The 19,932-nt window shown below is 40.0% G+C and carries 18 protein-coding genes; 14 read left to right on the top strand and 4 right to left on the bottom strand.

The window, feature by feature from the left end:
* Positions 1–102: 102 nt before the first annotated feature.
* From ABES03_RS09840 to ABES03_RS09795, 10 genes are all read left to right on the top strand, one after another.
* On the top strand, positions 103–1,104 hold the full coding sequence (locus ABES03_RS09840) for a sugar-binding protein (protein WP_430117115.1): 1,002 nt from the start codon (positions 103–105) through the stop codon (positions 1,102–1,104).
* On the top strand, positions 1,104–2,582 hold the full coding sequence (locus ABES03_RS09835; RefSeq protein ID WP_430117114.1) for a sensor histidine kinase: 1,479 nt from the start codon (positions 1,104–1,106) through the stop codon (positions 2,580–2,582). The genes ABES03_RS09840 and ABES03_RS09835 overlap by 1 nt, the downstream gene beginning before the upstream one ends.
* Positions 2,557–4,146 (top strand): response regulator, encoded by a 1,590-nt coding sequence (locus ABES03_RS09830; protein ID WP_430117113.1) that lies wholly within the window; start codon positions 2,557–2,559, stop codon positions 4,144–4,146. The genes ABES03_RS09835 and ABES03_RS09830 overlap by 26 nt, the downstream gene beginning before the upstream one ends.
* 295 nt (positions 4,147–4,441) lie before the next feature.
* Positions 4,442–5,503: a galactose/glucose ABC transporter substrate-binding protein MglB gene (gene mglB, locus ABES03_RS09825; protein ID WP_430117112.1), complete on the top strand. Its 1,062-nt coding sequence runs from the start codon at positions 4,442–4,444 to the stop codon at positions 5,501–5,503.
* 214 nt (positions 5,504–5,717) lie between these two features.
* Positions 5,718–7,223, top strand: a complete 1,506-nt coding sequence (gene mglA, locus ABES03_RS09820; RefSeq protein WP_430117111.1) for a galactose/methyl galactoside ABC transporter ATP-binding protein MglA — start codon at positions 5,718–5,720, stop codon at positions 7,221–7,223.
* A 12-nt stretch (positions 7,224–7,235) separates the two neighbouring features.
* Positions 7,236–8,258, top strand: coding sequence for a galactose/methyl galactoside ABC transporter permease MglC (gene mglC / locus ABES03_RS09815; protein ID WP_430117110.1), 1,023 nt, complete (start codon positions 7,236–7,238; stop codon positions 8,256–8,258).
* 607 nt (positions 8,259–8,865) lie between these two features.
* A complete protein-coding gene (locus tag ABES03_RS09810) occupies positions 8,866–10,302 on the top strand; it encodes a GntP family permease (RefSeq protein ID WP_430117109.1) in 1,437 nt (478 codons plus the stop codon).
* Positions 10,303–10,339: 37 nt separating this feature from the next.
* Positions 10,340–11,125, top strand: a complete 786-nt coding sequence (locus ABES03_RS09805) for a 3-hydroxybutyrate dehydrogenase (protein WP_430117108.1) — start codon at positions 10,340–10,342, stop codon at positions 11,123–11,125.
* Positions 11,126–11,226: 101 nt separating this feature from the next.
* Positions 11,227–12,648, top strand: coding sequence for a sigma-54 interaction domain-containing protein (locus tag ABES03_RS09800; protein ID WP_430117107.1), 1,422 nt, complete (start codon positions 11,227–11,229; stop codon positions 12,646–12,648).
* A gap of 213 nt (positions 12,649–12,861) precedes the next feature.
* Positions 12,862–14,244 carry an L-cystine transporter gene (locus ABES03_RS09795; RefSeq protein ID WP_430117106.1) on the top strand — a complete coding sequence of 461 codons (1,383 nt, stop codon included), beginning with the start codon at positions 12,862–12,864 and terminating at the stop codon, positions 14,242–14,244.
* Positions 14,245–14,330: 86 nt separating this feature from the next.
* On the opposite strand, the gene ABES03_RS09790 is transcribed toward ABES03_RS09795, so the two are convergent.
* The 3 genes from ABES03_RS09790 to ABES03_RS09780 form a co-directional block, all read right to left on the bottom strand.
* On the bottom strand, positions 14,331–14,864 hold the full coding sequence (locus ABES03_RS09790) for a phosphatase PAP2 family protein (protein WP_430117105.1): 534 nt from the start codon (positions 14,862–14,864) through the stop codon (positions 14,331–14,333).
* 361 nt (positions 14,865–15,225) lie between these two features.
* Positions 15,226–15,459, bottom strand: a complete 234-nt coding sequence (locus tag ABES03_RS09785) for a hypothetical protein (RefSeq protein WP_430117104.1) — start codon at positions 15,457–15,459, stop codon at positions 15,226–15,228.
* A 113-nt stretch (positions 15,460–15,572) separates the two neighbouring features.
* Positions 15,573–15,740 (bottom strand): DUF3934 family protein, encoded by a 168-nt coding sequence (locus ABES03_RS09780; RefSeq protein WP_430117103.1) that lies wholly within the window; start codon positions 15,738–15,740, stop codon positions 15,573–15,575.
* Positions 15,741–15,976: 236 nt separating this feature from the next.
* Here ABES03_RS09780 and ABES03_RS09775 point away from each other — a divergent pair, with 236 nt between their 5' ends.
* Together ABES03_RS09775 and ABES03_RS09770 are read left to right on the top strand one after the other, a co-directional pair.
* Positions 15,977–16,447, top strand: coding sequence for a DinB family protein (locus tag ABES03_RS09775; protein ID WP_430117136.1), 471 nt, complete (start codon positions 15,977–15,979; stop codon positions 16,445–16,447).
* 62 nt (positions 16,448–16,509) lie between these two features.
* Positions 16,510–17,265, top strand: a complete 756-nt coding sequence (locus ABES03_RS09770) for an NRDE family protein (RefSeq protein WP_430117102.1) — start codon at positions 16,510–16,512, stop codon at positions 17,263–17,265.
* Between the two features lie 341 nt (positions 17,266–17,606).
* Here ABES03_RS09770 and ABES03_RS09765 read toward each other — a convergent pair whose 3' ends face one another.
* Positions 17,607–18,203 carry a DedA family protein gene (locus ABES03_RS09765; protein WP_430117135.1) on the bottom strand — a complete coding sequence of 199 codons (597 nt, stop codon included), beginning with the start codon at positions 18,201–18,203 and terminating at the stop codon, positions 17,607–17,609.
* A 147-nt stretch (positions 18,204–18,350) separates the two neighbouring features.
* Here ABES03_RS09765 and ABES03_RS09760 point away from each other — a divergent pair, with 147 nt between their 5' ends.
* Together ABES03_RS09760 and ABES03_RS09755 are read left to right on the top strand one after the other, a co-directional pair.
* Positions 18,351–19,148: an MBL fold metallo-hydrolase gene (locus ABES03_RS09760; RefSeq protein WP_430117101.1), complete on the top strand. Its 798-nt coding sequence runs from the start codon at positions 18,351–18,353 to the stop codon at positions 19,146–19,148.
* 30 nt (positions 19,149–19,178) lie between these two features.
* Positions 19,179–19,721, top strand: coding sequence for an HXXEE domain-containing protein (locus ABES03_RS09755; protein WP_430117100.1), 543 nt, complete (start codon positions 19,179–19,181; stop codon positions 19,719–19,721).
* Positions 19,722–19,932 lie beyond the last annotated feature (211 nt).

Genomic DNA, 19,932 nt, shown 5'->3' with positions numbered 1-19,932 from the left:
TATTCTTTCCATTGTCGATTTTTGGAATGTTCCGTATAATAGCGTTAGTTAGAGTGGCATCGAGAGTGGCATCGAGAGTGGCATCGAGAGTGGGGAGATTGGATGAGCCGGTTTTCTGTGGTAGCGTATACATTTGGTATTTTGTTTTTTATTGTGAGTTGCTCAATGGCGGTTTTTTATGGCTATAAGGTGGTTACCCATCATTTGCCAGTCGAGAAGAAGGTGCCTGAACCTTATAAATATCACTTTGTCCTGGTTCCAGAAGAGCTAGATAACGAGTATTGGAGACTCGTAGAAAGCGGAGCAAAGGCGGCTGCCAAAAAATATGGTGTGCTGCTGGAATACTCAGGGCCGAAGCAGGCAAATATTGACGACCATTTAAAGACCATTGAAATGTCCGCAGCTTCTAAAGTAGATGGAATTTTAACACAGGGATTAAGTGACGAACAATTTACGCCGTTAATTAACCGAGTCATCGCAGACGGAATTCCCGTGATTACAGTAGATACAGATGCCGCAAACAGCCTCCGATTAGCCTATATTGGGACAGACAACTATTACTCAGGATTTTTGGCCGGAAAAGCATTGATTACTGATACAAACGGTAGAGCTAATGTCGCCATTATTACCGGAACCTTTTATGCAAACCATCAGCAGCAACGCGTGAAGGGTTTTCAGGACGCGGTAAAAGACGAACCTGGAATCCATATTATCGACATCCAGCAATCCGAAATCAGCACAGTAAAAGCGGCAGAAAAAGCCAATCAACTCCTAAAAGATCATCCCGAAATCAATGCATTTTATGGAACCAGTGCCCTCGATGGGATAGGAATTGCACAGGTCATTGAGAAATATAAAAAACAAAGAGAAGTGTACGTGATTGGATTTGATACACTGCCCGAAACCCTGGACTATATTCGAAGAGGAACGATCAAGGCAACCGTTGTCCAACAGCCCTACGAAATGGGTTACAGAGCAGTGAAAATGATGATTGACATAATCGAAGGAAAAACAGTCTCACAGGTTGTCCATACAGAAACAAGAATTATGAGAATAGGAGATTTACCCGTAAGCGGTATGCGCAACAAGGAGGACAACCACTAATGTTATTTCGAATTCGGTCCAAATTGCTTCTTTATTTTATCGTATTGGTCGTTTTGCTATCGTCAGTCGGCTTCTTTTTTTATAAAAGCAGCGAAAATCTCGTTGTCGAATACGATGATAGCTTTGAACGTTTTCTTCTTCTCAATGATATCTCCAAAAGGACGAACTTAGTGGCAGAAAAACTGCATGCGTATATTTTAGATAAGGAAGTATCTTATTTAAAAGACTATCAGAGAGAAAAGACCAAGCTTCTCAAGGATCAAGGTATTCTTTATGAAGAACTAGATACAAATGATATCAAACTCATTAACTATAAAAATATGATTGATAGTTTTTTGGAAGAAAGTGATGCGACTATTATAGCCTTCCAAAAGGACGATATTAACCAGTACTCCTATCATTTTAATGAAGTCATGAAAATTGCATCCTTTTTACAAGAAAGTACACTCGGGTTGTTGAACAATAAACTCACTGATTATCAAGAATTCTATAGTCAGATGGAAAGGCAAAACCATTATTATAAGTTAATGTCGCTTTCTCTTTTCGCGGCAGCATTTTTCCTAAGCACCTTGTTAGCGTTATGGATATCGGGCGGGATCACCAAACCGATTAGTTTGTTATCGCAAGCGGCTAAGCAAATTTCAAAAGGAAATTTGTACGGAGAAGATATTAAAATCAAAACCAATGATGAGTTAAAGCTGTTAACTGAAACGTTCAACCAGATGCGGGCGAACCTAAGACAACTAGTAACAGAAATTAAACAGAAGGGTGAATTAGATAAGCTGTTAAAAGAATTGGAGTTAAGGAGTCTTCAAAACCAGATCAATCCTCACTTCTTATTCAATACTTTGAATACGGTTTCAAAGATGGCCTATTTAGAGGAGGCAGAGCATACTTCACGCTTGATAGAGGCCGTTGCTGCTATTCTTCGCTACAACTTAAGTGATTTCGATAAAGCCTCAACTTTAAGAGATGAAGTACGAATTGTAAAAGAGTACTTCTATATTCAACAAACAAGATTTGGAGAACGGATTCAATTTGTCACAGAGATTGATGAAGCTTGCTTAAATATTGAAATTCCAAGCTTAATCCTCCAGCCAATCATCGAAAATGCCTTTAACCATGGTGTAGAAGCCTATGAAGCAAATGGTGAAATTCGTCTACATATTTATCGTCATCATGATCAAGTTCACGTAGAGGTGATTGATAACGGGGATGGGATGGACGCGACCGTCAAAAAAAGATTGCTCCAATTTGTGGATGGGGCTGTGGCGTCAGAAGAACTGCATGAAAAGCCAAAAGAGTACTCAAATGGAATTGGTGTAAAAAACGTCATAAGAAGACTACAGCTTTTTTATCAGAGAAATGACGTGGTTGAAATTGAATCAGAACCTATGAAGGGCACCAATTTTAGACTGATCATTCCTATAGCGGCGAAAGGGGGAAGCGAGCTTGTTGAACATTCTTATAGTGGATGATGAAGTCATTGAGCGCAAGGCCTTAACGAAAATCATTAATAGCTCCTTGAAGAACGTCGTGGTAATTGGGGAGGCTCCTAATGGCAGGAAAGCGATAGAAATGGCAAAGGAGCTTAGGCCTGATATCATTTTTATGGATATTAAAATGCCTGGTGTGGATGGAGTTCAAGCGGTAAAAGAGATTAGAAAAACGGACCCTGGGATTCGCTTTATCATGGTGTCTGCTTTTAATACCTTTGAATACGCCAAAGAAGTAATGCAGCAGGGTGTGAAAGAATACATCCTAAAACCAAGCAGTAAACAAGATATCCTGGAAGCAGTGGAACGTGTCTCCAGTGAAATTTTAGCGGAACGGATACTTAAAGAAGAGCAGCAGAGCTTAAGAGAAAACCTAGAGCGAGCGGTATCTATCGCACAAAAAGAGTGGGTATCTTCTCTATTAGTTAATTCTGTTCAAGATATTACCTTTGATGAATGGGGACAATTATTAGGGGTGGAAATTACCTCTGGATATATTATGCTTCTCTCTCTGCAACCAAAGGGACATGCCGAACTGTCAGCCAGCGACAAACAGAATTGGTATCGTTGGTTGAAGGAGATTCAGAAAGTAGTAGTAAAAAATGAAGAGATGATCATTGGTCCTCTAACGGATTCCCAAGTGCCGGTTTTATTTTTATGTAAAAAGACAGAGGAAAAAACCAACTTTAAAACGAGTGCACAGGTAATCATTGACACGGTGCACAGTCTTTTTCAAAGAGAGACTTTTTCTGCCGAGTTGCGAATGGGGGTGGGCCTTCCCTACAATCAAGCTCATGAGCTAAATCAATCCTATCATGAAGCAGTATTAGCCCTAAAGCAACTGTTAAAAACACCGAATCGCAGATACATTATTGGTGTCAAACAAGGGTCATCCCCAGAATCCATGGAATCTGGTGTGCTAGAGGTGGAGAAAAAATTACTAGAGGCGGTTCGTCAGGGGGACGTGAATCAGGTTTTATACATTTTTGATACATTTGTAGCCAAGCATGCAGACAATAAGAACGTTAAGACAGCACTGGTGAAAAAGTCCTTCGAGGAATTGTTTATTCTCATCTCACGAATGCTTCATGATTTAGGAATAAGCTATGAACGAACCCCGGCAATCGATGAGTCTGAAGATAGTAAGGTGATTTTTGAAAAAGGGAAGTCACATTTATTAGCAGTGGTCCATCAAGTTCAGGTCTGGAGAAATAATCATGCTAAGGGTATGTTGCATAAGGCAAAGGAATATATCGAACAGAATTATGCCGATTCGATTACATTAGAATCTGTGGCCGAATTTGTGGAGCTAAGTCCGTACTATTTAAGCAAGCTATTTAAAGACCGCTTTGGGATGACATTTATTGATTATTTAACAGAAATAAGAATCCAGCATGCGAAAACGGCGATTGTCGATCCGGGAAAAAGCTTAAAGGAAATATGCTACTCCGTCGGCTATAAAGACCCTAATTACTTCAGCCGTGTCTTCAAAAAGCAAACAGGTTTATCCCCATCCGAGTTCCGAAAAGCAACTGTAAGTCAATAAAATTTGAATGAGAGGCGGACTCCAAGCAAAGGAGTCCGCCTCTCATTTTTTTAGTCTGTGTTAAAGAATACTGTTGAATCAACAGGCAAGTTTAGAGAGCCATTTTTTAAAAGAATAGGAGATTATTATCAGACAATTGGAATCGTTTGCAAAAATGTCTAGGTATTCACAAAAATGTGCTATAGATTGGAACTATTGCCGTGATTCTCCTGATGCTAACATATGTGTAAGGGCTTACACGCAGGCTAGTTAAGCACCGTTAGTCTTTATCAAAAGGAAAAAGGAGAATGATCACATGCTTAAGAAGAAAAAAGGGTTGGTTCTATCTTTAACAATTGCATCTAGTATTCTATTAGCAGCAGGATGCAGCAGCTCAACAAGCGGTTCTGATTCTGGCAAAGGTAAGGACGGCGGTCTTCCAGCTGTTGGTGCAACTATCTACAAATTTGATGATAACTTCATGTCCTATGTACGTCGTTCAATGGAAGATGCAGCAAAAGGAAAAGTAAAGCTTATGTTGAATGACTCCCAAAACGACCAAGCAAAACAAATTGAGCAAGTAGATACATTGATTGCAAAGGGTGCAAAATCTCTAGCTATTAACCTAGTAGATCCAAAAGCAGCTCAAACAATTATCGATAAAGCAAAACCAAAAAATATTCCAGTTATCTTCTTCAACAAAGAGCCAGATGCAGGTGTACTTGCAGGCTATGATAAAGCTTACTATGTTGGAACAACTTCTTCTGAATCAGGTGTAATTCAGGGTGAATTGATTGCGAAGGCTTGGGAAGCGAACAAAGATAAGTGGGACAAAAATGGAGACGGCAAACTTCAATACGTTCTATTAAAAGGTGAGCCAGGACACCCAGATGCTGAAGCACGTACAAAGTTTGCAGTTGATACTTTAAAAGAAAAAGGCATCCAAGTAGAAGAATTAGCAATGGATACAGCTATGTGGGATGCAACAAAAGCAACGGAAAAAATGGATGCTTGGTTAGCTAAATACAATGACAAAATTGAATTCGTCATCGCTAACAACGATGGTATGGCATTAGGTGCAATTGCATCACTTGAAAAGGGTGGATACTTCTCTGGTGACAAGTTTATGCCAGTTGTAGGTGTGGACGCGATTCCTGAAGCATTAGAAATGATTGAAAAAGGCAAGATGGTTGGTACTGTTTTAAATGACGCGAAAAACCAAGGTAAAGCAACCATTGAACTTGCTACAAATGCAGCAAACGGTAAAGACGTTTTAGACGGAACAGAGTGGAAGCTTGACGACAAGAAAGCGGTTCGTGTTCCTTACGTTGAAGTAACAAAAGACAACATCCAAGTTGGTAAGGATGCTTATAAGTAAGAATTAGAATGAAGTCGAAGCGCCTGTCCAGGGCTGACGTAGGTCAGCCCCGGCGCTCTTCGAACGAAGGAAAGGAATCTTCTTTTCTTTCGTTCGGGGTATTGCTTTAACGATTTGGAGCGGGACACCGTAGGATCTAAATTTTTTATCAAAAATGGGACGCACAACGCAGGTGCTTCTCTTATTTTTAAATAGTTAGTAAGGAGGTTCGCTCATGTCAGAATCCAGTACTACCAATCTACTAGAAATGCTTAATATAACAAAAAGATTCCCTGGGGTACTTGCACTGGACAACGTTTCCTTGAAAGTGAAGACTGGCTCCGTACATGCCTTGATGGGCGAAAATGGTGCAGGAAAATCCACATTAATGAAATGCCTATTCGGCATTTACTCGATGGATGAAGGTAAAATTCTGTTTGATGGAAAAGAGGTTTCCTTTGCCAATTCAAAGCAGGCACTTGAAAACGGCGTTTCCATGGTGCATCAAGAACTAAACCAGGTACGCCAGCAAAATGTTATGGATAATTTATGGCTGGGCCGTTATCCGAAAAAAGGTATTTTCGTGGATGAAAAGAAAATGTACGAGGATACAGCAGCTATTTTCAAAAGTCTGGATATAAATATCGACCCGCGTAGCAAGGTGAGCACGTTATCCGTTTCGGAAATGCAAATGGTGGAAATTGCGAAAGCCGTTTCTTACCATTCAAAAATCATTGTAATGGACGAACCGACCTCCTCTTTAACAGAGACAGAGGTAAATCATCTCTTCAGAATTATCCGGAAGCTCCAGAGTGAGAATGTAGCAATCATCTATATTTCTCACAAAATGGAGGAAATCTTGAAGATTTCCGATGAAGTGACAATCATGCGTGACGGTCAGTACATTGCGACAAAGAGCGCGAAAGAATTAACAACAGATGAAATCATCAAGCTGATGGTTGGACGTGACTTATCACAGCGGTTTCCGGCTAAAGTGAACCAGCCGGGAGAGAAGATTTTAAAGGTTTCTGATTTTACAGCAGAAACACAGCCTTCTTTTTCAAATATTAACTTCGAGCTTCGTAAGGGTGAAATCTTAGGGATTGCTGGATTAGTAGGGTCAAAGCGGACAGAGGTTGTTGAGGCTTTATTTGGAATTCGCGGAATCTCTTCTGGGACGATAGAGTTACACGGCAAGGTGGTTCAAAACCATTCACCGCAGCACGCCATCAAAAACGGCTTTGCACTCGTAACGGAAGAAAGAAGATCAACGGGGATTTTCCCTGAATTAAGTATTAGCTTTAACTCTATCATTTCTAACATGAAGCAATATAAAACGAAAAGCGGGTTCCTGTCTGACCGCAAAGTCACAGACGATACCCAATGGGTGATTGATTCAATGAAGGTAAAAACGCCGTCACAAAAAACATCCATTGGCAGTCTTTCAGGCGGTAACCAGCAAAAGGTTATTATCGGACGTTGGCTATTGACCAAACCTGATATCTTATTACTGGATGAACCGACGAGAGGAATCGACGTAGGGGCAAAGTTTGAAATCTACCAGTTAATTAATGAATTAGCAGCTGAAGGCAAGGGAATTATTATGATTTCTTCTGAAATGCCAGAGCTTTTAGGTGTGACCGATCGAATTTTAGTTATGAGTAATGGTAAAGCAGCAGGAATCGTTGAAACAGCTAAAACGTCGCAGGAAGAAATCATGCGATTAGCAGCTTTGTATTAGGAGGAGATGCAAATGAAAAATTCAGCTACACAAAAAAGCAGTATTACCAAACTGCTATTTGATAATGTGATTTATGTTTTCTTAATCTTACTTGTTATTGGAATCGTGGTCGCTTCTCCTGACTTCCTTTCAGTTACAAACTTAATTAATATTTTAAGTCAATCCTCCTCCCGTATTATCATTGCACTTGGGATGGCAGGAATCCTGATTACAGCTGGTACAGACTTGTCCGCTGGACGAATGGTTGGACTTGCAGCGGTTGTCTCTGCATCCATGCTGCAAGCAGGGGATTATGCTTATAAAATGTATCCTAATTTACCGGAGTTACCTCTGATTGTTCCTATTATAATCGCCATGCTTGCAACAGGCTTTATTGCTACATTAAATGGTGTGATTGTTGCAAAATTACATGTTCCTCCTTTCATCGCGACGTTAGGGATGATGATCGGTGTTTATGGTATTACTTCCATCTATTTTGACCGTCCTCCATATGGCGCACAGCCAATTGGTGGATTAAGCGAAAAGTTTACCACTTTTGCTCAACGTGGAATTCCAGTTGGTTCTTATGAAATTCCGTATCTTGTTATTTATGCCATTATTGCTACTGTCGTTATTTGGGTGATTTGGAATAAGACTCAGCTTGGTAAGAATATGTATGCTATCGGGGGAAATCCGGAAGCAGCAAAGGTTTCCGGTGTTAACGTAGCAAGAAATCTAATTATCATCTACATGATCGCAGGTCTTTTATATGGATTCTCTGGTACTCTTGAAGCGGGTCGTGTAGGGAGTGCGACAAACAACACAGGTAATATGTACGAATTAGATGCCATCGCAGCCTGCGTGGTCGGTGGAGTATCTTTATCAGGTGGTATTGGAACGGTACCAGGCGTAGTGACTGGTGTTCTTATATTCCAAATCATCAACTACGGCCTAGCTTTCCTTGGAGTTAGCCCATACATCCAGTTCATCGTTAAAGGCCTAATCATCGTCGTAGCGGTTGCCTTTGACATGAGAAAGCACGCGAAGAAGAAATAAGAGAGATTTAAAGGGCGGTCCTTTTGGGGACTGCTCTTTTTGTGGGGTCATCTTTTGGTGTCAGGCACCACTCGTGGACAAATGTCCACGGACGGTGCCTGACACCTTTTTTTTGCTTGGGGCGACTAGTCCGAGTCGCTAACGCCTTTGCCATTTAATGAAAAAGCAATGCGTTGATAAATGCCCCCGATTCGCTGATAAACTCGCAAATCCGCTGATATATTTGTATATTCGCTGATAAGTATACAAAATTCGCTGATAAAGGAATTGGATCCACTATTAATTATTAAATTCGATAAATATAAGTGATTTTATAGTAATTTTTCAAAAGATTCAACGGACAAGATTCCGTAAAAACGGAAAATTCCGCAATTACGGAATCTTAATCTAGTAAATATTCCGTAATCCCGGAAATCAGTTTGAGAGAAAGGGTTCTTTTATGTTATTAATAACATGATAAAGTGAGAAACCAAAGGAAATAAATTAAATTATTTAAAAATTTATAATTTTGGCACAAAACTTGCAAATATATAAACGAGCTTCAAATTGAAAACGCTTACCTAACAAGAGACAGAAGCTTATCTAAATTATCCAAAGGGGGATTTACATGCAATTATTTATTATTCTTTTGTCGCTTGGGCTATTAATGTTCGTTGCGTACCGTGGTTTCTCTGTCATTTTATTTGCTCCTCTATGCGCACTATTAGCCGTTTTACTTGTTGATCCAAGCCATGTTTTACCGTTTTTCTCCGGTGTATTTATGGAAAAAATGGTCGGATTCATTAAATCTTACTTTCCCGTCTTTTTATTAGGAGCAATTTTTGGAAAAGTAGTTGAAATGTCTGGCATCGCAGAATCAATTGCAAAAACAATTGTCCGTTGGGTCGGTGCGAAACGTGCCATGCTCACTATCATTTTGCTAGGTGCTATTTTAACCTATAGCGGCGTAAGCTTATTCGTAGCTGTATTTGCCATTTATCCATTTGCCGCTCAGATGTTTAGAGAAGCAAACATTCCAAAACGTTTGATTCCTGGAACCATCGCTCTCGGTGCTTTTACCTTCACAATGGATGCATTACCAGGTACACCACAAATCCAAAACGTTATCCCAATAAACTTCTTTAAAACAGATATCTACGCTGCACCAACATTGGGGATTATAGGTGCTATCTTTGTCTTAGGACTTGGTCTTCTCTATCTAGAAACTAGAAGAAAAAAAGCCGAAAAAGCTGGCGAAGGCTACTATGGCTTCGGCGCAGAAAATGCATCCGCTTTGGAACTGGCCAAATCAGAGGAAAAAGAAATGGTGCCTGATTTAACGTCTCAACATTCTGTTTTAAGACAAATCATGGCGTTTGTGCCTCTAGTGCTTGTTGGAGTGACAAATAAATTATTCATTACCTATATACCAAAATGGTATCCAAATGGGTTTGATTTTACTGCTATCGGCTTAAAAGCATATACGGTAGATGTACCAGCAGTTGCTGCTATTTGGGCGGTTGAGCTGGCGTTGGTAGTCGGGATTGTCACGTCGCTTGCCTTTGATTGGAAACGTGTAACCGTGAACTTTAAAGAAGGTTTAAACCTAAGTATTGCTGGAGCGTTGCTTGCGACCATGAATACCGGTGCAGAATACGGTTTTGGAGGGGTTATTTCATCTCTTCCAGGGTTTACGAAAATCAGTGATGCGATTTCTAGTACGTTTACCAACCCGCTTGTTAATGGTGCTGTAACAACAAGTTCCCTTGCTGGTATTACAGGATCGGCATCTGGAGGAATGGGAATTGCGCTAGGCGCCATGGCAGATAAATACAATCAAGCCATTGCTGCAGCGAATATCCCGCCTGAAGTTATGCACCGTGTGGTAGCGATGGCATCCGGTGGTATGGATACACTGCCGCACAATGGAGCGGTTATTACTCTGCTTGCAGTTACGGGCTTGACTCACAAGCAGTCATACCGTGACATTTTCGCTGTAACAGTGATTAAGACAGTAGCCGTATTCTTTGTCATTGCGATTTACTCTATGTTTAACATCATTTAATGATTCATAGTGTACTAGATTTAAAGGAGGATCTCGTATGAAACAGTCATTAGAAGGAAAAACAGCATTTATTACTGGATCTGCAAGTGGAATTGGATTAGAACTCGCAAAGACTTTTGCCCAGGAAGGCGCAAAGGTAGTTATTTCAGACTTAAACGCGGTCAAGAGCGAAGAAGTGGCCGCTGAGTTAAGAGAGCAAGGATTTGAAGCACTAGCTGCTCCCTGTGATGTAACAGATGAAGAAGCTTTTAAAAATAGCCTAGAGCTAGCCTACCAGACATTTGGAAGCCTTGATATTTTAGTCAATAATGCCGGAATGCAGTATGTGTCTCCAATAGAAGAGTTCCCAACTGAAAAATTCGAATTACTTGTCAAAATCATGTTAACGGCGCCATTTGTTGGCATCAAACATGTTTTTCCACTCATGAAAAAACAAGGTTTCGGAAGAGTCATCAATATGGCCTCCATTAATGGTGTCATCGGCTTTGCCGGGAAGGCTGCCTACAACAGTGCGAAACACGGGGTCATTGGTTTAACGAAGGTGGCAGCACTAGAAGGCGCAGCGGATGGGATTACAGTAAATGCATTATGTCCTGGCTACGTAGATACCCCACTAGTGAGAAACCAACTGGGGGATTTGGCGAAAACTAGGAATGTCAGCTTAGATCGTGTGCTAGAAGATGTAATTTACCCGCTTGTTCCGCAAAGAAGACTTCTGTCTGTTTCGGAAATTGCTGATTATGCTGTCTTTTTAGCAAGTGATAAAGGAAGAGGAATTACCGGTCAGGCAGTCATCCTGGATGGTGGCTATACAGCCCAATAAGGTATTAAAGGGGTCAGGAACCACATGTTTGTGGGGTCTGACCCCTTTGTCAGTATATTTGGTATAATTAATATATCTAGTGTGGTAAGGGTGGGAAAAGAATGTACCGAGGATTTGAGAATATCCCCTATAATTGGCATGAGCAAATTATTAATCTATTAGCGGAACGAATTGTAGTGGTCGATCGAGAGGGTATTATTCTTTATATTAATGAGGCTTATTGCGAGTTTTTGGGAACGACAGTGGAGGACGCCATTAACCGGCATGTGGAAGAGGTAATTGAAAATACCCGCATGCATATCGTTGCCAATACAGGACAAAAAGAGCTTGCTTCTCTACACCCCATCAATGGTAGTGAAATGATTGCTAACCGGTACCCTCTCATCGTGGATGGAGAAAGAGTTGGAGCCCTGGGGACCGTCATGTTCCGTACACCAGAGGAATGGCGGATGTATAAAACGAAAATACAAAGACTTGTAGAAGAACTGAAATATTATAAAACAAAAGTTGAAAAAGAATTGAAAAGTAAGTACCAATTCTCCGATTTAATTGGGGATAGCCCGGCTTTTTTAGCAGCGAAAAAACTAGCAGAAAGAATATCTGAGAGCAACTCATCGGTCTTATTGATAGGGGAATCTGGGACGGGTAAAGAGCTATTTGCCCACGCTATACATAATAATAGTATGCGAGAATCATTGCCTTTTGTTGCTATCAACTGCGCTTCAATCCCTGAGCATTTACTGGAATCTGAGTTGTTTGGGTATGAAGAAGGTGCCTTTACAGGAGCAAAAAAAGGGGGGAAGAAGGGACAGTTTGAAATTGCCAATAATGGGACCCTTTTTCTAGATGAAATTGGGGACATGCCCCTCTCGATGCAAAGCAAGCTTTTGCGAGTCTTACAGGAAAAAGAGGTGCAGCGTGTAGGAGCTCAAAATTCCATTCTTGTTGATGTTCGAATCATTGCGGCAACCCATCGGGATTTAGAGAAGCTGGTGGAGGAAGGGAAATTTCGTCAGGACTTATATTACCGATTGAATGTCATAAAAATTGAAATACCCCCTCTTAGAAAAAGAAAAGAGGATATCCCACCAATCTCCATCAATTTATTGAAAAAACTGGAGAAGAAATTTTATCGTAAAGGGATAGAGTTTTCCACTGAGGTAAAAGAAAGATTGATGCAGCATTTTTGGCCGGGAAACATTCGCGAGCTTGAGAATGTGTTGGAGCGAACAATCAATGTTCTAGATGGGAAAACTATTGAATTGGTTCACCTGCCATTATATTTACGTGATTTGGAACCGGAGAACCCCTCTGAAATTGGAGGCTGTACGGAAAGCAATCAGCCTTTGGGGGAAAATCCCATACCGGTTGTTCCTTTAAAAGAAACACTAGCTCAGGCAGAAAAGAAAGCCATTCTAAATGCGCTCGATGTAACCAACGGAAATAAGCAAGAAGCCGCCAAACTCCTGGAAATAGGGAAAACCAGCTTCTACGAAAAATGCAAAACATACGAGATAAAATAGTTGGGTGTCAGGCACCGCTAGTGGACAAATGTCCACGGACGGTGCCTGACACCTTTTTTTCGTAGATGGTATTTAATGTTCCGACTTTACATATGTATGTAATATCAAACGTTTGATAGCATTAAATTTTTGTGGTTCGTTCATTTGTAATTCCGACTTGACTCATTGGAATGTATGTGTTGGAAAAATTTACAAATATAAAGGAGGAGTAAAATGAACGCCCTTCTTATCATCGTTAATATCCTCGTTTTATTTGCGCTTATGTTTGGTTTGTTCATGATGCAAAAAAAACATGTCTCTTTTTCTAAACGTGTTTTTACAGCATTAGGCTTAGGTATTATTTTTGGTTTTATCATCCATCTGATTTATGGCACCACACATGAGGTGACGACAGGTTCGATTGATTGGTTCAACATTGTCGGGTATGGTTATGTAAAACTATTACAAATGGTAGTTATGCCCCTGGTTTTCATTAGTATCGTTGCCGCTTTTACTAGGTTGAAATTAACCAAAAATATTGGGAAGATTAGCTTTCTTGTGATTGGAATTTTGCTTGGTACGACAGCTATTTCTGCAGCCGTTGGTATTGGATCTGCCTTAGGGTTTGGCCTTGACGGGATTCAGTTAAACGAGGGTGATGCGGAGAAAGCTAGGAATTCTCAGCTTGAGGAAAGAGTAGCCGGAGTGGAAAACATGACACTTCCTCAGCAAATTATCGAGTTAATTCCGAGTAATCCATTTCAGGATTTAACAGGAGCACGACCAACTTCTACGATTGCCGTTGTTATCTTCTCTGTCTTTATTGGGATTGCTTATCTTGGAGTCAAACGGAAGGAATCTGAGCACGGCGAGTTTTTCGCTCGGATCATAGATACGGCGTATTCAATTGTCATGAGGGTAGTAACATTGATTCTTCGACTCACACCGTATGGCATTTTAGCAATTATTACAAGGGTAACCGCCACAAGTGATTATGAAGCTATTGCTAAATTAGGAAAGTTTGTCGTTGCTTCCTATGTGGCGCTAATCGTTATGTTTATTGTCCATTTATTACTGTTATCGTTTGTTAAACTAAACCCGAGGAATTATGTAAAAAAGGGACTTCCTACCTTAACCTTTGCCTTTACCTCACGTACAAGTGCGGGAACGTTACCAATGACGATCAAAACACAGACAAAAGACTTTGGAGTTTCTGAGGGGATAGCGAACTTTGCAGGGTCATTCGGACTTTCCATTGGTCAAAACGGCTGTGCGGGGATTTACCCAGCTATGCTAGCCGTTATGGTTGCCCCTGCAGCAGGGGTAGATCCAACCAGTCTCTCCTTTATTCTTACGCTCATTTTGGTCGTAGCAATTAGCTCCTTTGGTGTTGCTGGTGTAGGCGGCGGTGCTACCTTTGCAGCCCTCATCGTCCTTTCTATTATGAACCTGCCAATTGCTATTGTCGGTTTGCTCATCTCAGTAGAGCCACTTATTGACATGGGCCGGACAGCACTTAACGTGAGCGGAGCCATGACCGCAGGCGTACTAACAAGCAAAGCAACAGGCGAATTTGACCAAGAAACCTACCAACAACCAAACATCGTAGAAGCATAAAAATAAGAAGGTGTCAGGCACCACAAGTGTCCGTTGTGTGAGGACAAATGTACTTTCTTGGTGCCTGACACCGTAAATTGTATTTCTCAGATACATAGAATGCAAAAGGTGATAACTCCAGTTAGTGTTCCGAGGAGGGCACCAGCTAGTACGTCTGATGGGTAGTGCAGGCCTAGGTAAATTCTTGATAGGCCTACGGAGATCGCTAGAGGTATTAAGAAAAACGACAGGTGCGGAACATATAGGATGTAGGGAATTACAACGGAAAAGATGGCTGTTGTATGCCCCGAAGGAAAAGAAGGATCTCGTAATGGATTTTCATGAGTTTTTGTTTTTTCAATCTTTACATAGGGTCTTCTACGAGGAAGCACCTCTTTCAAAATATGGACAGGTATATGACTTGCTGATAAAGCGAGTGCGCTGCTAATAGCGGTTAGTTTAGCCGCCCCTGAAGATAAGAGAATGAGAATTAACGTTGAAGCAATTGTAAGATCTGCTCCTCCTAAACGTGTAATCAAGCGAAAAAAGAGATTTAATAGCTTTTTATCAAAATGGTTATTAACCTTCTGCAGCACTCGACAATCAAAGCCATAAAAGAATTCCAGTAGTTCTCTAGTCATTTTTCCGCCCCCTTTTACTTTATTGTATTAAAAATAAAGAGGGGTTTTCTTAACCTCATGTTAAGAGCGTGTAAAGATTTACAAAAAAAAAATTCGGTTAAAGAGTAATGTTGTGAACGGTTCGTAGAAAGGGTCTACGTGCCCCAACTGGTAAAAGGAAAGGGGAACCTGTAACGTAGGAAGGGTCTAAGTGACCGAACCGGATAAAAGAAAGGGAAAAAGGTAACGTAGAAAGGGTCTACGTGCCCCAACTGGTAAAAAGAAAGGGTAACCGGTAACGTAGAAGGGGTCTACGTGACCGAACCGGTAAAAAGTAAGCCGAATCGGTCACGTATGAATAGTTTATGTGCCGGAAACAAAACTATTGTTCAAAAAAGCCTAAGGCATATTTAATGCCTTCCTCAACTTCGTTTGTTTCGTATCCTTGTAAATCCTCATGAGTAATTTCTAATTTGGTTCTCGATAAAGAATACCCACTATCTAAGTTAATATCGAGCAGTACCTCATAACCCGCTGCCGTTGATGTAATATCAATAATGTCATAATCACGAATGGCGGTTCCTGTTTCGTATTCCAATGGCTCTAGTTGTGACATTACATATACCTCCTATGTTGGTCGTGTCGTTCATTATCTTTTCCAACATAGTGAGTAATCATCAACAATTCTAAAGAAAATAATTAGTTTGAATCCACACATAAGGAAAGAGACTACTTATCGGAAGATTGATCTGCATTTTTTGTATCAGCTGCTCGTTTAACCCCTTTGCTTACATAGGGCTTCGCACTTTTTGCTTTATTCGCGCCAGCCTGCCAACGGTTCCAGCCTTTCTTACCGGTGCCTCTTCCCGTTCCACTTTTTGCTTTTGCTTTACTCATATATAAACCACTCCATTATTTTATAAAATTAAATACAAGTCGTGGGTTAGTTTAACACAATTCTCTGTGAATACATAATTACACTGTAATTAAAGGGTTTATTGAGAAAATGTTGAATAGTAATACTGTATTATTTTTCCAAGTAAAGGGGTGTAGAATTGAAAACTAATAATCAAACATTATATGTAATAGATCAGAAAGAAGGATTGGGATTAGAATTCAGCAAATTGGTTTCGATGATGGAATACACAAGGCAAACCACTTTAGATGAAGTAAAAGACTTAACGGTAGAAGACTTAGATTTTCTCTTTGACGAAGAAGCTAATTCAATTGGGATGCTATTAGCACACATGGCTTCGGTTGAAAAAACGTATCAAATAGTAACTTTTGAAAATCGTGACCTAACAGATGAAGAGGAGAAAGCACTAAATCCTGCTTTAGATTTAGGAAAGAACGCAAGAGAGCAGATTAAAGGGAACACACTTGAATATTATAAAGAGAAATTAGACCTAGTAAGAAGGGAGACGATTGAAACGTTTAAAACGCTGCCAGACGAATGGTTATTTGAGCAAGCTCCGTTTTGGTGGGACCGTCCCGCTAATAATTACTTTAAATGGTTTCATGTGTTTGAAGATGAGTTGAGCCATAGAGGTCAAATACGCTTGATTAAAAAAATGATTCGTAAGCAAAAAGAATCAATGATCTAGAAGTGGCCCAAGACTAGCCATTCGCGGGACTCCAATACTTTATAAAAAGGCTGTGAAAGTCTATGTGTTTAATATTATTCGCCTACAAAGTCCATCCAAAATATAAACTCATCGTAGCTGCCAACCGTGATGAATTTTATCAACGTCCCACAGCTCCGATTCATTATTGGGAGGATAATCCGGCTATCCTTGCAGGTCGTGATTTGGAGAAGATGGGTACGTGGATGGGGGTTACCTCGGCAGGAAGGTTTGCGGCGTTAACCAATTATCGCAACCCAAAGGAAGTAACCACAGGTAAGCAATCCCGTGGGGAGTTAGTGGAAGATGCTTTAAATTTCGAAGGGGATATGAAGAAGTACATGCAGGGGTTGGTTAGTCGGAATCAGCAGTATCCAGGCTATAATTTATTAGCGGGTGATACGAAAGAGCTCTATTATTATTCGAATATTGGACAGCAGCTCCAAAAATTGGAGCCTGGTATCTATGGTGTTAGCAATCATTTATTAAATACTGAATGGCCAAAGGTGAAGAGTGGAAAGGATGGCTTGTCGCAAATCATCCATGGGGAATCGGAGAATCTTGTAGAAAAGCTAATGATTCTGTTGCAAAATACGGACCCTGCCCCGGACGAGCAGCTTCCTACAACGGGTGTTTCGTTAGAGTGGGAAAGAATGCTTTCACCTCTGTTTATTGAAAGTGATCATTATGGAACTAGGAGTTCAACGGTATTGTTAATGTCCGAAGAGGACTTGGAATACGTGGAAAGAGTTTTTTCTAATGGAGAGGAAAGTGAAAGGCAATTTAGGATTGAATTTTGAAAACTAATCAAACGTTTGATTGAAACTTGTCTATACAAAAGGCGACATTTAAAAAACTAATCAAACGTTTGATTAAAACTTGTCTATACAAAAGGCCGACTTTTGAAAAACTAATCAAACGTTTGATTAAAACTTGTCTATACAAAAGGCCGACTTTTGAAAAACTAATCAAACGTTTGATTAAAGATGTCTATACAGAAGAAAGACATTTGAAAAACTAATCAAACGTTTGATTAAAGATTGTCTATACAGAAGAAAGACATTTGAAAAACTAATCAAACGTTTGATTAAAAGTTGTCTATACAGGAGGACCATTTTTAAAAAAAACAAATAGGGTCGATTTAGCTCAGAACTCTTTTTTTTCTTCGGAAGGTAAAAAATAAAATGCAACCAAGAAGGAGTACAAAGAGTAAATAGAGACTATATCTAGAAAAGTACGAGCCGACATGAATCCAATTTTCTCCTAGCACTCTTCCAAGTGTAATAAAGGTAAAACACCAGGTCATGGCACCGAAATAGGCAAATAGGGCAAACTTCTTATAAGAATAATTATTTATTCCAGCAAGATAGGCCGTCACATGCCTTACACCAGGAATAAAGTAGCCGATGATCAGCAGAAAGGGTCCAAACTTCATAAATAATTTCCTTGTTTTATTCACTCTTTCTTCCGTTATATGAAACTTTGGTCCAAACCTTTGTAAGAATGGGAGACCTAATTTAATCCCTAAAAGATAACTTAGCGTAATCCCGCCGAATGCACCGATAAAAGCACATAAAAGGGAGGGGAAATAAGACATTTTCTCCTGAAAAACATTATAGCCAACGTAAGTAAGCAGAACTTCATCCGGTATGGGTAGTCCTACAATCCCACCAATTAAGGCAATAATGATACCAAAATATCCATAATGTTCAATGAGATGATTCAAAGACTGCACTATTACACTTCCCTATTAATTGTCTGCGACAGAATATTTACATACTTATTAAAATACACTTTCCTCCATTATTTTTCACCAATATTAAAAAATAATGTAAGAAAAGCTTATAGGTTAACAATAACTTAATGAAGGAGAAGTAAGAAAGATATGATAGAAAAATTTCATAGCAAACACTTTACACTCGAAAAAGTCCGTGACGGAATATATGCGGCCATCGCAAAAGAGGGCGGCGGTGCAGTCGGTAACGCTGGGTTCGTAGATTTAGGAAGTCAGACCCTTGTGTTTGATACCTTTAATACCCAACAAGCGGCGGAAGACTTAAACAGGATGGCTATTCAAGTAACGAAGCGGCCCGTCAGATGGGTAGTTAATAGTCATTGGCATGGAGACCATATCCGAGGGAATCAGGTTTTCAAGGAAAGTACGATCGTTTCAAGTCAAACCACCTTTGAAAAAATGAAGGAATTCCATCCTGCCCGGATTGAAAAGCAGAAGGGCGATGTCCAAGGGTTGAATAATTACATCGAGTCACTAAAGCAGAAAATCAGCGAGAGATATGATGAAAAGGTGCAACAGCAGATTCATTTCTTGAGCGAAATGGAACTTTCTCTGCCAACATTAGAGTTAGTATTACCTCAACAAACCTTTTCAAATGAAATGATGTTTCAAGGGAGCAAAAGGAGCGCGCAACTATTTACATTGGGTGGCGGGCATTCCTACTGTGATGCCGTTTTGTATATTCCAGAGGACAAAGTCGCTTTCATGGGGGATCTATTATTCGTGGGGACACCCCCTACTTTTTTTGATGAATCGAATCCTGAGAACTGGATCCAGATTTTAAGACAGATTGAGGAGATGGATATAGCAACAGCCATACCTGGACATGGACCAGTGGGAACAAAAGGGGATATTCAACAGGTTATCGAATATATTAAGAAACGATAGTTTTAATGATGCAAAGTGGGGATGAGAGTTATGTTGGAGTGGTTGAATACGAATCTAAGTATAGCGACCGTTATATGGTTATTTCCTCTAGCCTTCCTACTGCATGATTTTGAAGAAATCATCTTTGTAGAAGCATGGTTTGAGAAAAAATATGTAAAAGTATTTGGTCGAGTACCAAGAAGGGCTAGAGGCTTTTTTGAAGAATTTTCGCATACAACTGCAGCTAAATTCTCTATCCCTGTTGTCATGCAACTAATAATGTATATCATTGCAGCCTATTTAGCAGTTGAACAGCAAACATTTGCTTTCTTAGTTGGATTCAATGTTATCTTATTTTTGCATGTCTTCACTCACATTGGGCAGTCCCTTTATTTTCGAACCTATGCATTAGGTGTAGGAACGGCTGTCTTAATAATCATTCCGTATACTCTATATCTATTTTATCGGCTTTTACAAGCACGAGTTATTGGTTTTAGGGATATCTTTACCAATGCTCCATACGGCTTGTTGACGATTATAGTCGTGTTAATCGGGCACAAAGTAGCTTCTAAAATCCTTCCTTCTAGAAAATGATAAGGTCTTGAGAAATATGAATTTAATAGTTTGTTTCTTAGTAGAATCTACAAATAGATTAAAATTGTTTTAGGCAAAGAGCGTGGTTCAGTTTTAATGCAGGTGGTATTAGGACTAAGGTAATAAAAAAGAAAAATCCGTCTGAAAACTGGGTGCATTCGACTGGATTAGGAGGAATAAAGTGAAGCTCAGTCAGAAGATAAGGGAACTT

It is taken from the genome of Neobacillus rhizosphaerae (assembly GCF_050477885.1).
GTDB classification, from domain to species: Bacteria; Bacillota; Bacilli; order Bacillales; family Cytobacillaceae; genus Neobacillus; species Neobacillus rhizosphaerae_A.
This window is presented reverse-complemented; position numbering and strand designations above follow the sequence as displayed.